The organism is Streptomyces sp. NPDC093065 (assembly GCF_044754585.1).
GTDB lineage: Bacteria > Actinomycetota > Actinomycetes > Streptomycetales > Streptomycetaceae > Streptomyces.
This window is the reverse complement of record NZ_JBIVPJ010000021.1, coordinates 88,838-102,872: the sequence shown is the minus strand read 5'-3', so window position 1 is coordinate 102,872 and position 14,035 is coordinate 88,838. Positions and strand designations below refer to the sequence as shown.

The 14,035-nt window shown below is 73.4% G+C and carries 13 protein-coding genes; 9 read left to right on the top strand and 4 right to left on the bottom strand.

Annotated features, from left to right (window positions below; translation table 11 throughout):
- Positions 1 to 2 precede the first annotated feature (2 nt).
- Positions 3 to 488 carry a cation:proton antiporter regulatory subunit gene (locus ACIQFU_RS30235; RefSeq protein WP_087789342.1) on the bottom strand — a complete coding sequence of 162 codons (486 nt, stop codon included), beginning with the start codon at positions 486 to 488 and terminating at the stop codon, positions 3 to 5.
- Positions 489 to 589: 101 nt separating this feature from the next.
- On the opposite strand from ACIQFU_RS30235, the gene ACIQFU_RS30230 reads away from it, so the two are divergent.
- Together ACIQFU_RS30230 and ACIQFU_RS30225 are read left to right on the top strand one after the other, a co-directional pair.
- A complete protein-coding gene (locus tag ACIQFU_RS30230) occupies positions 590 to 1,672 on the top strand; it encodes a HAMP domain-containing sensor histidine kinase (protein ID WP_402555696.1) in 1,083 nt (360 codons plus the stop codon).
- Positions 1,672 to 2,331 (top strand): response regulator, encoded by a 660-nt coding sequence (locus ACIQFU_RS30225; RefSeq protein WP_402555694.1) that lies wholly within the window; start codon positions 1,672 to 1,674, stop codon positions 2,329 to 2,331. Before ACIQFU_RS30230 ends, ACIQFU_RS30225 begins: the two co-directional genes overlap by 1 nt.
- A 451-nt stretch (positions 2,332 to 2,782) precedes the next feature.
- On the opposite strand, the gene ACIQFU_RS30220 is transcribed toward ACIQFU_RS30225, so the two are convergent.
- Positions 2,783 to 3,955, bottom strand: a complete 1,173-nt coding sequence (locus ACIQFU_RS30220) for a cellulose-binding domain-containing protein (protein WP_402555692.1) — start codon at positions 3,953 to 3,955, stop codon at positions 2,783 to 2,785.
- A 148-nt stretch (positions 3,956 to 4,103) separates the two neighbouring features.
- Here ACIQFU_RS30220 and miaB point away from each other — a divergent pair, with 148 nt between their 5' ends.
- Both miaB and ACIQFU_RS30210 read left to right on the top strand, forming a co-directional pair.
- On the top strand, positions 4,104 to 5,621 hold the full coding sequence (gene miaB / locus ACIQFU_RS30215) for a tRNA (N6-isopentenyl adenosine(37)-C2)-methylthiotransferase MiaB (protein ID WP_402555690.1): 1,518 nt from the start codon (positions 4,104 to 4,106) through the stop codon (positions 5,619 to 5,621).
- Positions 5,622 to 5,670: 49 nt separating this feature from the next.
- Positions 5,671 to 6,384 carry a class III extradiol dioxygenase subunit B-like domain-containing protein gene (locus tag ACIQFU_RS30210; protein ID WP_402555688.1) on the top strand — a complete coding sequence of 238 codons (714 nt, stop codon included), beginning with the start codon at positions 5,671 to 5,673 and terminating at the stop codon, positions 6,382 to 6,384.
- A gap of 167 nt (positions 6,385 to 6,551) precedes the next feature.
- Here the strand turns inward: ACIQFU_RS30210 and ACIQFU_RS30205 are convergent, their stop codons facing one another.
- The gene (locus ACIQFU_RS30205; protein WP_402555687.1) at positions 6,552 to 6,833 is read right to left on the bottom strand and encodes an antitoxin; all 282 of its coding nucleotides are present in this window, start codon (positions 6,831 to 6,833) and stop codon (positions 6,552 to 6,554) included.
- A 24-nt stretch (positions 6,834 to 6,857) separates the two neighbouring features.
- Entirely contained in the window at positions 6,858 to 7,136 is a 279-nt protein-coding gene (locus ACIQFU_RS30200; protein WP_402555686.1) for a hypothetical protein, read from the bottom strand.
- A gap of 182 nt (positions 7,137 to 7,318) precedes the next feature.
- On the opposite strand from ACIQFU_RS30200, the gene miaA reads away from it, so the two are divergent.
- The 5 genes from miaA (at position 7,319) to ACIQFU_RS30175 (ending at position 13,894) form a co-directional block, all read left to right on the top strand.
- The gene (gene miaA / locus ACIQFU_RS30195; protein ID WP_402555684.1) at positions 7,319 to 8,257 is read left to right on the top strand and encodes a tRNA (adenosine(37)-N6)-dimethylallyltransferase MiaA; all 939 of its coding nucleotides are present in this window, start codon (positions 7,319 to 7,321) and stop codon (positions 8,255 to 8,257) included.
- A 107-nt stretch (positions 8,258 to 8,364) separates the two neighbouring features.
- Positions 8,365 to 8,865 carry a hypothetical protein gene (locus ACIQFU_RS30190; protein WP_402555746.1) on the top strand — a complete coding sequence of 167 codons (501 nt, stop codon included), beginning with the start codon at positions 8,365 to 8,367 and terminating at the stop codon, positions 8,863 to 8,865.
- Between the two features lie 69 nt (positions 8,866 to 8,934).
- The gene (gene dapF, locus ACIQFU_RS30185) at positions 8,935 to 9,828 is read left to right on the top strand and encodes a diaminopimelate epimerase (protein ID WP_402555683.1); all 894 of its coding nucleotides are present in this window, start codon (positions 8,935 to 8,937) and stop codon (positions 9,826 to 9,828) included.
- A 246-nt stretch (positions 9,829 to 10,074) separates the two neighbouring features.
- Positions 10,075 to 12,258 carry a RelA/SpoT family protein gene (locus ACIQFU_RS30180; protein ID WP_402555745.1) on the top strand — a complete coding sequence of 728 codons (2,184 nt, stop codon included), beginning with the start codon at positions 10,075 to 10,077 and terminating at the stop codon, positions 12,256 to 12,258.
- An 85-nt stretch (positions 12,259 to 12,343) separates the two neighbouring features.
- Positions 12,344 to 13,894 (top strand): M1 family metallopeptidase, encoded by a 1,551-nt coding sequence (locus tag ACIQFU_RS30175; protein ID WP_402555681.1) that lies wholly within the window; start codon positions 12,344 to 12,346, stop codon positions 13,892 to 13,894.
- The last annotated feature ends 141 nt before the right edge of the window (positions 13,895 to 14,035 follow it).

Below are 14,035 nucleotides of genomic sequence, written 5' to 3'. Positions count from 1 at the left end.
GCTCACTCCTGCCCGAGGATCGCCGCGGCGGCGTCGACGCCCTCACGGGTGCCGATGACGATCAAGGTGTCACCACCCACGAGCCGGAAGTCCGGCGCCGGCGAGGGAATCGCCTCGGCCCGCCGCAGAACCGCCACGATCGAGGCCCCGGTGTCGGTCCGCATCCGGGTGTCGCCGAGCAGCCGCCCGTTCCACCGGGAGGCGGCGGCCACCTCGATCCGTTCGGCGACCAGCCCCAGATCGGTGGTGTAGAGCAGGCTCGCGCTGTGGTGCGAAGGCTTCAGCGCGTCTATCAGCGCACCCGCCTCGGGCCCCGTCAGCCGCAGTGAGTGGGCGCAGGAATCGGGGTCGTCGGTCCGGTACACGTTCACCGTGCGGGCGCCGTCGCGGTGGGCCACCACCGACAGGTGGCGGTGCTCGCGGGTCACCAGGTCGTACTGGACCCCGATACCCGGGAGCGGCGTCGCCCTCAGGCGTGGAGCTGACACGTGCTTTCCCCTCATTCGTCCTGCGTCTCGCGCCGCGTTCCCGCACGTGGGTGACGTGCTCGCGACCTCGCCATGCTGCCATCCGCACGTACGGTGGCGATATGGGTGTCGTGACGGATATACGGAGCCGGTCGCGGTCGGCGAGGCTGGATGTGGGGGTGTCGTGCGCGAAGGCCGGGAGGAGCGGAAGTAAGAACGTGTCGCTGTTCTGGCGGATCTTCCTGCTCAACGCCGCCGGCCTTGTCGTAGCCACCGCCCTGCTGCTGGGACCGGTCACCGTGTCGACGCCCGTGCTGGCCGGGGAGGCCCTCATCCTGCTGGCCGGCCTCGCGGCGCTGCTGGCCGGCAACGCGGTCGTCCTGCGTATCGGCCTCACCCCGCTGCACCGGCTGGGCCGGGCCATGTCCACCGCCGACCTGCTGGTGCCCGGCACACGTCCCGAGGTCTCCGGCCCGGCCGAGGCGGCGCAGCTGATCGCCACGTACAACACGATGCTGGACCGGCTCCAGGCCGAGCGTGCCGCCGGTGCGGGCCGCGCGCTGCAGGCCCAGGAGCGCGAACGCCACCGCATCGCCCGCGAGCTCCACGACGAGGTGGGCCAGACCCTGACCGCCGTCCTCCTCCAGCTCAAGCGGGTCGCCGACCGTGTCCCCGGGGAGTTGCGCGAGGAGGTGAGCCTGGCGCAGGAGGCCACCCGGGCCGGGCTCGACGAGATCCGCCGCATCGCCCGCCGGCTGCGCCCGGGCGTACTGGAGGAACTCGGTCTCACCAGCGCCCTGCGTTCGCTCGCCGCCGAGTTCACCCACCACGGGCTGACCGTCCAGCACCACATTCCCGGCGACCTGCCCCCGCTCGCCCCGGAGGCCGAACTCGTGCTCTACCGGGTCGCCCAGGAGGGCCTGACCAACACCGCCCGCCACGCCGACGCCGACCGCGCCCGCCTCACCCTGCGCCCGCTGCCGCCGCCCGAGGGCGGCGGCGTCGAACTGCTCGTCCGCGACAACGGCACCGGCCTCGGCACGGCCGCCGAGGGTGCCGGCATCCGCGGGATGCGGGAGCGGGCCCTGCTGATAGGAGCCGAGATCCACTTCGCAGCCGCCCCCGGAGGGGGCACCGACGTACGCCTGCGCGTCCCCGCGCCACCGGGTGACCGAACCGCAGACAGAACCGGAGACCGCCCCTGATGTCCGCACGGCCCCCGATCCGCGTCCTGCTCGCCGACGACCACACCCTCGTACGCCGCGGAGTCCGCCTCATCCTGGACGGCGAACCCGATCTGACGGTGGTCGCCGAGGCCGGTGACGGTGCCGAAGCGGTCGCGGCCGCGCGGGCCACCGAGGTCGACCTGGCCGTCCTGGACGTCGCGATGCCCCGCATGACGGGCCTCCAGGCGGCCCGTGAACTCTCCCGCCGCCTGCCCGAGCTGCGCATCCTGATCCTGACCATGTACGACAACGAGCAGTACTTCTTCGAGGCCCTCAAGGCGGGCGCCTGCGGATACGTCCTCAAGTCCGTCGCCGACCGCGACCTGGTCGAGGCGTGCCGGGCCGCCGTGCGCGACGAGCCGTTCATCTACCCCGGCGCCGAGCGGGCCCTCGTCCGTTCCTACCTGGAGCGCGTACAGGGCGGTGAGGGCCTGCCCGAGCGGCCCATCACGGAACGCGAGGAGGAGATCCTCAAGCTCGTCGCCGAGGGCCACACGTCCAAGGAGATCGGCGAGCTGCTGTTCATCAGCGCCAAGACCGTCGAACGCCACCGCGCGAACCTCCTGCAGAAACTGGGCGTGCGCGACCGTCTGGAACTCACCCGGTACGCGATCCGCGCGGGGCTGATCGAGCCGTGAGCCGCGCTTCTCGTCGAGCTTGAGCGACGGGGCCCGGTCCGGACTGCGCGTGAGTCGCGCAGTCCGCACAGCTGCCGACACCTGCCGGGCTGGTGCGACGGGTTCGTGGGAACCGGACACCGTCACGGCTGCGGCATCCGCGCCGGGTGCCGACGCGTGGGCTCGCACAAGGCCTGCACGCAGCCCACGGGCGTTGCCGGGGCGGCTGCCCGCTCGCGCGTCCGAGACCGCGAAACCGGCCCGGCGCCCGGCCGCTTGGCCGAGCACCGCAGGGCCGGGCCCGCGGCGCTCGCACAGCGGCCCGGCCTGCGCTCCCCGGCCGACCCCGCAGCCGCCGCGCCCGCCCGCCGGGGCTCTGGCGGCGGAGGTCGGGGCGTGCCGGGCGGGCAGCGGAAAGCGGGTGGGGACGACGGTCCGGGCGGGTCCGCGCCCGGTGCCGGTGCGTCGGTGGTCAGCAGCCGATCGGCGCGGAGCCCACGGCCACGTCGTCGAACCAGACCGTGTCGTCGCCCGTCGCGTAGCTCTCCCAGCCCAGTCGCAGCGCGGTCGGCCGGGGCGCCGTACCGTTGGCGAGCCACTGCTGGTCGACGTCTTGCGTCGGCACCCCGTCGGCGTGCAGACCGGGGACCTGCTCTTCGCCGAGCCAGGTGTCCAGGTGGCCGGCGGACGTGTCGACCGCGAACCGCAAGCACTGCCACCCGTCCGTCGGCAGCGGCCTGCTCAGCGCGACCCCGGCCGGGCTCTGCGCGGGCAGGGTGGCGTCGTCGCTCTCCCGGTTCCACTGCAGCGCGCCGTTCTGGCCGCCCACGCGCAGCGCCCGGCCACCCTGGGCCGAGTCCGGCATCGACACGAAGGTGACGTGCGAGACCGGCAGCGCGGTGGTGTGCCGTACCCACATGCGCACGTACATCACCGGGCCGACCGCCGACAGGTCCGCGGCATGCGCGACGAAGGCGTGGTTGCAGTAGCCGGCGCGGCCGTCCACCCGGAGGGATTTGCCGCCCTCGTGCGACACCGCCGAGTCGACGGCGACCGCGCCCGTGCCCTGGCAGTCGGGCGCGGTGAACCGCCAGTCGCCGGACGGCTCGGGACCGGCCTGCTCCTCGAAGCCCGAGCAGATCACGGCGTCACCGCACTCCGCGGACGGCGGCGGAGTCGTCCCGGGAGGAGTGGTCGGCGGCGTCGTGGGCGGTGTGCCGCCGTCCGCGCCGCAGGAGAGGCCGTTGAGCGCGAAGTCCTCCGGCGCCGGGCTCGCGGACCGCCAGGTCCCCTGCAGCCCGAACTCGGCGGTGCCGCCCGTGGCCAGCGTGCCGTTCCAGCCGGCGTCGACGGCGACGACGGACGCGCCGCTCTGGGTGACGGTCGCGTTCCACGCCGACGTCACCTGCTGATCGCCGGGGTAGCTCCAGGTCAGACGCCAGTCGGTCACCGCGGGACCGAGGTTGGTGATCCTCACCTGGGCGGTATAGCCGCCCGCCCACGCGTCGACGGTGTAGTCGACGCGGCACGCGGCCGCCGACGCACCGCTCGCGGGCATCGCCACCAGGACCGACACCGCCAGCGCGACGGCGGCGACGGCCGCGGTCCAGGGCCGGCGCAGTAATCGCGGGACTCGGGTGAGCACAGTGTGCCTCCAGTATGGAAGAAGGGATGCAGCGCGTATGCGTGGGAGCGCTCCCATTCGCGCTCTCACGCATCACACCGACCTGACGGTGCACTGTCAATACATGCGGCGGCCTTCGCCACCATCGCGAGCGCCTACCCTTGTGGCCATGAGCAGCATCGACCGGAGCCAGTCAGTGGGCGGCACGCGCACCTACGAAGTACGCACCTACGGGTGCCAGATGAACGTCCACGACTCCGAGCGATTGTCCGGTCTGCTGGAGGACGCGGGCTACGTCCGCGCCCCCGAGGGCGCCGACGGCGACGCGGACGTCGTCGTCTTCAACACCTGCGCCGTACGGGAGAACGCCGACAACAAGCTGTACGGCAACCTCGGCCACCTCGCCCCCAGGAAGGCGAGCCGCCCCGGCATGCAGATCGCGGTCGGCGGCTGCCTGGCGCAGAAGGACCGCGACACCATCGTGAAGCGGGCCCCCTGGGTGGACGTCGTCTTCGGCACCCACAACATCGGCAAGCTCCCGGTGCTCCTGGAGCGCGCCCGGGTCCAGGAGGAGGCGCAGGTCGAGATCGCCGAGTCCCTGGAGGCGTTCCCGTCCACGCTGCCCACCCGGCGCGAGAGCGCCTACGCGGCCTGGGTCTCCATCTCCGTCGGCTGCAACAACACCTGCACCTTCTGCATCGTCCCCGCGCTGCGCGGCAAGGAGAAGGACCGCCGCCCGGGCGACATCCTCGCCGAGGTCGAGGCCCTGGTCGCCGAGGGCGTCAGCGAGATCACCCTGCTCGGGCAGAACGTCAACGCCTACGGCTCCGACATCGGCGACCGCGAGGCGTTCAGCAAGCTGCTGCGCGCCTGCGGGAACATCGAGGGCCTGGAGCGCGTCCGCTTCACCTCGCCGCACCCGCGCGACTTCACCGACGACGTCATCGCCGCCATGGCCGAGACGCCGAACGCGATGCCGCAGCTGCACATGCCGCTCCAGTCCGGCTCCGACCCGGTCCTCAAGGCGATGCGCCGCTCGTACCGCCAGGAGCGCTACCTGGGGATCATCGAGAAGGTGCGCGAGGCCATCCCGCACGCGGCGATCACCACCGACATCATCGTGGGCTTCCCCGGCGAGACCGAGGAGGACTTCGAGCAGACCCTGCACGTGGTGCGCGAGGCCCGTTTCGCCCAGGCCTTCACCTTCCAGTACTCCAAGCGGCCCGGCACCCCGGCCGCCGAGATGGACGGCCAGATCCCCAAGGCGGTCGTCCAGGAGCGCTACGAGCGCCTGGTCGCCCTGCAGGAGGAGATCTCCTGGGACGAGAACAAGAAGCAGGTCGGCCGCACCCTGGAGCTGATGGTGGCCGAGGGCGAGGGCCGCAAGGACGGTGCCACCCACCGCCTCTCCGGCCGGGCCCCCGACAACCGCCTGGTGCACTTCACCAAGCCGGAGCAGGAGGTCCGCCCCGGCGACGTGGTGACGGTCGAGATCACCTACGCCGCCCCGCACCACCTCCTCGCCGAGGGCGCGGTGCTCGACGTGCGCCGCACGCGCGCGGGCGACGCCTGGGAGAAGCGCAACACGACCGAGCAGGCCAAGCCGGCCGGCGTGCTCCTCGGCCTGCCGAAGATCGGCGTCCCCGAGCCCCAGCCGGCCGTGGCGAGCGGCTGCGGCTGCGACTGACCGCAGGGGGTGCCGCCGGGGGCGGCGGTACGGGGATACGCTGCCGATCATGCTTGTCGCCGCCGCCGTCTGTCCCTGCCCGCCGCTCCTCGTTCCGGAGGTCGCCGCGGGTGCCGCACCCGAGCTGGACGCCGCACGCGCCGCGTGCACGGACGCGCTGGGCGTGCTCGCCGCGTCCCGGCCCGACCGGCTCGTGGTCGTCGGACCCGCGGACTCCGCGGGCCCCGAGGTCTATCCGCAGGGTGCGCGGGGCTCGCTGCGCGGCTTCGGCGTGGACGTGGACGTGTACCTGGGCGCCGACCGCGGCGACGCGGCCGGCGCCGACCTGCCGTACGGCCTGACCGTGGGCGCCTGGCTGCTCGGGCGGACCGGCTGGACCGACGCCCCCGTCGACGGCGTCGGGGTGGGGGAGGAGCTGTCGGCCGAGCGCTGTGCCTCCGTGGGCCGGGAGATCGCCGCCGCGTCCGGGCGGACCGCACTGCTGGTGCTGGGCGACGCCAGCGCGTGCCGCACACTCAAGGCGCCCGGGTATCTCGACGAGCGGGCGGCGCCCTTCGACGCGGAGGTGGGACGCGCCCTGGGCACGGCCGACGTGGCCGCCCTCGCGGCCCTGGACGTCGCACTGGCCCGCGAGCTCAAGGCATCCGGCCGGGCGCCCTGGCAGGTCCTCGCGGGTGCGGCCGGGAGCGGGGACCTCGCCGGCGCGCTGCTGTACGAGGACGCGCCGTACGGGGTGGGATACGTCGCGGCCACCTGGTCGTAGCGGGTGAGCCGGGCCGCGGCGGCCCGACGGTCACGCGCGGGCGGCGCCGACCGGGACCGGCCGGCGCACGCGCGCGTGCCTCGCGGCCCGGACGCCTCGGCCACCCGCGGACGGCCCGGATCCGGTCCGGCGATCGGGCTCCGCGACCGTCCGACGACGTACCGGGGTCAGGAAGCCGGAGGCGGGCCGGCCGGAGGACGGCCGCCGGGTGTGCCACCGCCGGACTCCCCGCCCTCGTCGTCCTTGTGAGCGAGGCGGTCCATGGCGTCCTTGGCCTTGCCCGTGCCCGTCTGGATACGGTCGCTGTACTTGCCCTTGGTCCGTTCGTCGACGGTCCGCGCCATCTTGTCCAGGCCGCGATCGATCTTGTCGCCGTGCTGCTGCGCGAGGTCGGAGACCTTGCCCTTCGCCGGTTCGAGTCTGGCCTTCAGGTTGTCCAGTAGACCCATGGTTCGCCTTCCCTCACGGGGCAGTCAGGTGCGGGCGCCGTTGTCGGCCTCGTTGTCGACGGCCTCCCCGGCCGACTGCTGCTTGGGGATGCCGACGCTCTCCGAGTCGCCGCCCTCGGCGGTGGCCCCGGCGGCTTCGGCGGCCTCCGCCGTGTTCCGGGGACCGGCGTCGGCCGTGTCCGCGGCCTCGGCCGTGCTCACGTCCGCCGCGCTCTCGGCGTCCGGGGTGTCGGTCCGCGTCTCGGCGGCCGCCGCCGCCTCGGTGCGCTTCGACCTCCGAAAGAGCCGTGCAAAAACGCCCATATCAACTCCATACGTTACTCGTGCGGGCGAAATCCCGCGGCATCCGGTGCGTCCGTTTGCGTGGCCGGGGCCATGACCCGGTGGTCCGGGGAGCGGGAACCTCGCAACGGGCAACGAACCCGGCAGCGGACCGTCACGTAACTCGTTCGAGGGCCCGCCGAGAGGTTTGCGAGACTGGTGCGGTGAGCAGCGCACCCCCCGCCCCCCGCGTCATCGCCGTAGTCGGACCCACCGCGGCCGGAAAGTCCGATCTGGGCGTCTTCCTGGCCGAGCGGCTCGGCGGCGAGGTCGTCAACGCCGACTCCATGCAGCTCTACCGTGGGATGGACATCGGCACCGCCAAGCTGACGCCCGAGGAGCGGGGCGGAGTCCCGCACCATCTGCTGGACGTCTGGGACGTGACGGTGACGGCGTCCGTCGCCGAGTACCAGCGCCTCGCGCGGGAGCGGATCGACGCGCTGCTCGCCGCGGGGCGCTGGCCCGTCCTCGTCGGCGGTTCCGGCCTCTACGTCCGAGGGGCCGTCGACAACCTGGAGTTCCCCGGCACCGACCCCGAGATCAGGGCCCGCCTCGAGGAAGAGCTCGAACGGCACGGCTCGGGTGCGCTGCACGCCCGCCTGGCCGCCGCCGACCCGGAGGCGGGGCGGGCCATCCTGGCCGGCAACGGCCGCCGGATCGTGCGCGCCCTGGAGGTGATCGAGATCACCGGCAGGCCCTTCACCGCCAACCTCCCCGGCCACGACTCCGTCTACGACACCGTGCAGATCGGCGTCGACGTGGCGCGCCCCGAACTGAACGAGCGCATCGCCCTGCGCGTCGACCGGATGTGGGAGGCCGGTCTGGTCGACGAGGTGCGGGCACTGGAGGCACAGGGGTTGCGCGAGGGGCGTACGGCGTCGCGCGCGCTCGGCTACCAGCAGGTCCTCGCGGCGCTCGCCGGCCAGTGCACGCTGGACGAGGCGCGCGCCGAGACCGTCCGTGCCACCAAGCGCTTCGCGCGCCGTCAGGATTCGTGGTTCAGGCGCGATCCGCGGGTGCACTGGCTGAGTGGGAGTGTGGCGGACCGCACGGAACTTCCGCGGCTCGCCCTGTCGTTGGTCGAACGACCGGTTACAGCCTGATCACGTGATGGCATCGGGACGCCCCGGCCGTCATCCGGGCCTTCGGCGGCGTGCCATCATCGAGCTTCGATCGACCGAGTGAGTCCTAGTTGGGAGGGCGCGTGGCGATGGAGGCCGGCCCTCGCGACACCGCACCGAGCACCGAGCACGGCACCGCCGACCGCGGTGGGCCGGGGCCGGACGGCGGCGCCCTGAGCCCCGACGGACCCGACGAGACGCCGGAGGGTGTCGCAGCGGACGGTCCCGAGCCCGACGAGATGTACGGGGACGAGGTCGAGGTCGAGCTGCGCCCCCAGCGCCGGCTGCGGATCTGGCAGCTCGCCCCCATCGTGTGCCTGGCCGCACTCGGCTCCCTGATGTTCGCCTTTCCCCTCGCCTTCGACTTCGGCGACAGCGGCGCCGTGATCGCGATGCTGGGGCTGTTGATCTGCTCCTGCGCGGCGGGCTGGGGCATGATGGCCGCCCGCCGGGTCGGTTACACGTGGCCGGGCCTGCCCCAGCGGGGGTCGGAGCGCCGTGCCGACTGGCGGACGATCCTCGTGTACGCCCTGGCGGTCGCCGCTGTCGTCGTCCTGGCCGTGTGGCGGGTCGCCCGCCTGCGGGGCTGAGGGAGCGCCCCGCCCGGGGGCCCGGCCGCTCCTCGTCGTCGAGGTGTGCCCACCCCGTACGATCGAGGAATGAGCACGCGGATCGCCTTCCTCAAGGGCCACGGCACCGAGAACGACTTCGTGATCGTTCCCGACCCGGAGAACGCCCTCGACCTGTCCGCCGCCGCCGTCGCCGCCCTGTGCGACCGCCGTGCGGGCCTCGGCGGGGACGGACTGCTGCACGTGGTGCGGTCCGCGGCGCATCCCGAGGCCGGGGCCATGGCCGCCGAGGCGGAGTGGTTCATGGACTACCGCAACGGCGACGGCTCGGTCGCCGAGATGTGCGGCAACGGCGTGCGGGTCTTCGCCCGCTACCTCCAGCGCGCCGGACACGTCACCGAGGGCGATCTGGCCGTCGCGACGCGCGGGGGAGTCAAGCGCGTGCACATCGCCAAGGCCGGCTCCGGCAGCGGCTCCGCCGCAGGTGACGTCACCGTCGGAATGGGCCGTGCGCGGCTCCCCGGGGGCGACGTCGAGGTGAGTGTGGGCGAGCGCACCTGGCCCGCACGGAACGTGAACATGGGCAATCCGCACGCCGTCGCCTTCGTCGCCGACCTGGCCCACGCGGGCGACCTCCATGCCCCGCCGCCCTTCGAGCCCGTCGGCGCCTATCCGGACGGGGCCAACGTCGAGTTCGTGGCCGACCGGGGCCCCGGCCACGTCGCGATGCGCGTCCACGAGCGCGGCTCCGGGGAGACCCGCTCCTGCGGCACCGGCGCCTGTGCCGTCGCCGTCGCCACCGCCCGCCGGGACGGCGTCGACCCGGCGGTCACCGGTACCCCGGCCACGTACACCGTGGACGTGCCCGGCGGCAGACTGGTGATCACCGAGCGCCCGGACGGCGAGATCGAGATGACCGGGCCCGCGGTGATCGTCGCGGAGGGCGAGTTCGACTCCGCCTGGCTGGAAGGGGTACTCGCCTGAACCACGACCCGGTGACCGCGGCCGCGGGGAACCACAGCCCGGTCCATGACACTCAGTGCGAAAACGTAAACCCTCGGACCATCGCTCGAATGGGTGATCCGTTTCACGCTCGGCGAGAGGCGGTCGGCCGCACGTGATGGGCTCGATAGCATCAAGCACCGGCCCGGACGGGGGACCGACACCATCCCCTGAGCCGTGTCCGCCCTGGGATTCCCCGTCCGCCGGTCCGTGCAGCCGGAGGTGCCCATGAACGCGGAGGCCGTGAACCCAACGAGCCCGGGCCCTGTGCCGCCCGCGCCCACCGGTGCCGTCGCGCCGGCGCCCCGCAGGAAGGCCCGCCCCCGCATCGACCTGCGCCGTCTCGGCCGCGCCGCCCTGCTCGGCTCCGCCACCCGCAGCCGGGGCCTGCCCGACGCCATCGGACATGTCGTCGAGGCCCACCGCGCCCACCACCCCGACGCCGACCTCGACCCGCTGCGCCGCGCCTACGTCCTGGCCGAGTCCTCGCACCGAGGGCAGATGCGCAAGAGCGGCGAGCCGTACATCACGCACCCCCTCGCCGTCACCCTGATCCTCGCCGAACTCGGCGCGGAGACCACCACCCTGACCGCGTCCCTCCTGCACGACACCGTCGAGGACACCGAGGTGACGCTCGACCAGGTCGGCAAGGAGTTCGGCGCCGAGGTCCGCTACCTCGTCGACGGCGTCACCAAGCTGGAGAAGGTCGACTACGGCGCAGCCGCCGAACCCGAGACGTTCCGCAAGATGCTCCTCGCCACCGGCAACGACGTCCGCGTGATGTCGATCAAACTCGCCGACCGGCTGCACAACATGCGCACCCTCGGCGTCATGCGCCGCGAGAAACAGGAACGCATCGCCAAGGTCACCCGCGACGTCCTCATCCCGCTCGCCGAACGGCTCGGCGTCCAGGCGCTCAAGTCCGAGCTGGAGGACCTCGTCTTCGCGGTCATGCACCCCGAGGAGTACGCACACACGCGGGAGCTGGTCCACGAGAACGCCGTCCGCGCGGACGACCCGCTCGCCGCCGTCGCCGACGAGGTGCGGGGGGTGCTGCGCGAGGCCGACATCCAGGCGGAGGTACTCATCCGCCCCCGTCACTTCGTCTCGGTGCACCGCGTCTCCCGCAAGCGCGGCACCCTTCGCGGCGCGGACTTCGGCCGCCTCCTGGTGCTCGTCCAGGAGGACGCCGACTGTTACGCCGTCCTCGGTGAACTGCACACCTGTATGACGCCCGTCGTCTCGGAGTTCAAGGACTTCATCGCCGTCCCCAAGTTCAACCTCTACCAGTCGCTGCACACGGCGGTGGCGCGCGCGCAGGACGGCCAGGTCGTCGAGGTCCTCATCCGCACCCACCAGATGCACAAGGTCGCCGAGGCCGGTGTCGTCGCCCTCGGCAACCCGTACGCGCCTCCGGCGGAGGACCAGGGCGCGGGCGACGGCGAGCGCGCCGACCCGACCCGCCCCGGCTGGCTCTCCCGGCTGCTCGACTGGCAGCGCGGCGCCCCCGACCCCGACACCTTCTGGTCCACCCTCCGCGAGGACCTCGCCCAGGACCGCGAGATCACCGTCTTCCGCCCCGACGGCGGCACCCTCGGCCTCCCCGAGGGCGCGACCTGCGTCGACGCCGCCTACGCCCAGTACGGCGAGGACGCCCACGCGACCATCGGCGCCCGGGTCAACGGCCGCCTGGCGACCATGAGCACGGTCCTGCGGGACGGCGACACCGTGCAGCTCCTCATGGGCCAGGACCCCGCCTCCGAGCCCTCCAGGGACTGGCTGGAGCACGCCCGCACGCCCGCCGCGCGCATCGCCATCCAGCGACGGCTCGCGGCCCACCCGGAACCGGCGCCGGGCGCGGAGGAGCCGGTCCGCCGCCCCGCCGCACCCGAGTCCCCCGCCCACCCCCACTCGGGCTCCCCGCGTCCGGCCACGGGCGCCGCACCCGCCGCCCGCCCCGCCGCCGACGTCCTCGTCGACCCGCCGGGCGCGACCGTGCGGCTGGCGGGCTGCTGCACCCCCGTACCCCCCGACGAGATCACCGGCTTCGCCGTGCGCGGGGGAGTGGTGACTGTGCACCGCGCGCAGTGCGCCGTGGTGGCGCGCATGAAAAGCGCCGGCCGCGCGGAGGTCGGGGTGCGCTGGGGGGAGAGCACCGGCTGCCGGGTGACCCTGCTCGCCGAATCGTTCGGCCGCCCGCACCTCCTGGCCGACCTCACCGAGGCCATGGCCCTCGAAGGCGCAGAAATCGTCTCCGCGACCGTCGACCCCCCGGACCGCCAGCGGGTGCGGCACAGCTACACCGTCGTGCTCCCGGACGCGGCCCGACTGCCCGCCCTCATGCGCGCCATGCGCGACGTCGCCGGCGTGTACGACGTCAGCCGGGCCCAGCCGCAGCCGGCCGGCGCCTGATCCGGCGCGTCGCACGGGACCCCGTTCGGGTGCTCCGGGCGCGCGCCGTCGCCGTACGGCACGCGCGCGCTGATAGCCGTGAGGGATGCTGCACACCCCTCACCCCCCGACTCCGCGCCTCCGCGCACGCTCCCGGCGCCGGCTCAGGGCCGCGGCGCTGCTCGCCTCCGCCGTCTCGGTCTGCCTGGTCGCCGCGAGCGCCCCGCCGGCCCCGCTGGGCGTCGGCGACCGCCTCTTCCCGCAGCTGGGCAACCCCGGCTACGACGTGACGGCGTACGACCTCTCCTTCACCTACTCCGGCGACAACAGCAAGCCGCTGGAGGCCGTCACCACCATCGACGCCCGTACCACCGCCGACCTCGACCGGATCAACCTCGACTTCGCCCACGGGAAGGTCGAGTCCGTCGAGGTCGACGGCGAGCCCGCCGGTTTCGCGACCGCCGGGGAGGACCTCGTCGTCACGCCCGAGGACGAGCTCGACGAGGGCGAGCGGACGCGGATCACCGTGCGGCACAGCAGCGACCCGGTGTACCCCGAGGACCGTCAGGGCGGCTGGGTGCGCACCGCCGACGGCCTCGCCATGGCCAACCAGGCCGACGTCGCCCACCTGGTGTTCCCCTGCAACGACCACCCCTCCGACAAGGCGCGGTTCACCTTCCGCATCACCGCTCCCAAGGGGCTCACGGCCGTCGCGAACGGCCTGCCCACCGACGTGGACCGGGACGGCGGGTCGACCACCTGGACCTACCGGACCCAGCACCCCATGGCCACCGAGCTGGCCCAGGTGTCCATCGGGCGCTCCACGGTGCTGCACCGCGCCGGCCCGCACGGGCTGCCCGTCCGGGACGTAGTGCCGACCGAGCACCGCGCGGCGCTCGAACCGTGGCTGGCGAAGACCCCCGACCAGATCGCCTGGATGGAACAGAAGGTCGGGCGCTACCCCTTCGAGACGTACGGCCTGCTCATGGCCGACGCCACCACCGGCTTCGAGCTCGAGACCCAGACGCTCACCCTCTTCGAGCGGGAGCTGTTCACCGAGCCGGCCTACCCGAAGTGGTACGTCGAGTCGATCATGGTGCACGAGCTGGCCCACTCGTGGTACGGCAACAGCGTCAGCCCGGCCACCTGGTCCGACCTGTGGCTCAACGAGGGACACGCCACCTGGTACGAGGCCCTGTACGCCGAGGAGACCGCCGACAAGCCCATGGCGGCCCGCATGAAGGCCGCCTACGGCGCCTCCGACCGCTGGCGCACGGCGGGCGGACCGCCCGCCGCCCCGAAGCCGCCGAAGAACGGCAGCAAGACCGGGATCTTCCGCGCCAACGTGTACGACGGCGCCGCCCTCGTGCTCTACGCACTGCGCCAGGAGATCGGCCGAGCCGCCTTCGAACGCCTCGAGCGCGCATGGGTCGCCCACAACCGGGACGGCACGGCGACGACCGCCGACTTCGTCCGGCTCGCCTCCGGGGTCTCCGGCCGCGACCTCGGCGACTTCTTCCAGGCCTGGCTGTACGGGGAGAAGACCCCGCCGATGCCCGGCCACCCCGACTGGAAGCAGACCCCCGTCGAGAAGGCCCCTGAAAAGGCCGCCGCGAAGGCACCCGCCAAGGCGCCGGCGAAGGCACACGGGGAATAAGCCGGTGACGAGACGGCCCGTACCGTGCGACCATCTTCGGGACGGCGCGGTACGGGCCGCGGGAATCTCCCCGGCGGTCCGCACGTTGTACAGAACGACGCGGCGAATGTGCCGCGCCCACCGTTTCCCGACTGCGTAAGG

Bases quoted from the DNA above. Each gene is read 5' to 3' on its own strand.
- ACIQFU_RS30230 (WP_402555696.1), top strand. From the start codon at position 590: ATGGGTGTCGTGACGGATATACGGAGCCGGTCGCGGTCGGCGAGGCTG.
- ACIQFU_RS30225 (WP_402555694.1), top strand. From the start codon at position 1,672: ATGTCCGCACGGCCCCCGATCCGCGTCCTGCTCGCCGACGACCACACC.
- miaB (WP_402555690.1), top strand. From the start codon at position 4,104: ATGAGCAGCATCGACCGGAGCCAGTCAGTGGGCGGCACGCGCACCTAC.
- ACIQFU_RS30210 (WP_402555688.1), top strand. From the start codon at position 5,671: ATGCTTGTCGCCGCCGCCGTCTGTCCCTGCCCGCCGCTCCTCGTTCCG.
- ACIQFU_RS30205 (WP_402555687.1), bottom strand. From the start codon at position 6,833: ATGGGTCTACTGGACAACCTGAAGGCCAGACTCGAACCGGCGAAGGGC.
- ACIQFU_RS30200 (WP_402555686.1), bottom strand. From the start codon at position 7,136: ATGGGCGTTTTTGCACGGCTCTTTCGGAGGTCGAAGCGCACCGAGGCG.
- ACIQFU_RS30190 (WP_402555746.1), top strand. From the start codon at position 8,365: ATGGAGGCCGGCCCTCGCGACACCGCACCGAGCACCGAGCACGGCACC.
- dapF (WP_402555683.1), top strand. From the start codon at position 8,935: ATGAGCACGCGGATCGCCTTCCTCAAGGGCCACGGCACCGAGAACGAC.
- ACIQFU_RS30180 (WP_402555745.1), top strand. From the start codon at position 10,075: ATGAACGCGGAGGCCGTGAACCCAACGAGCCCGGGCCCTGTGCCGCCC.
- ACIQFU_RS30175 (WP_402555681.1), top strand. From the start codon at position 12,344: ATGCTGCACACCCCTCACCCCCCGACTCCGCGCCTCCGCGCACGCTCC.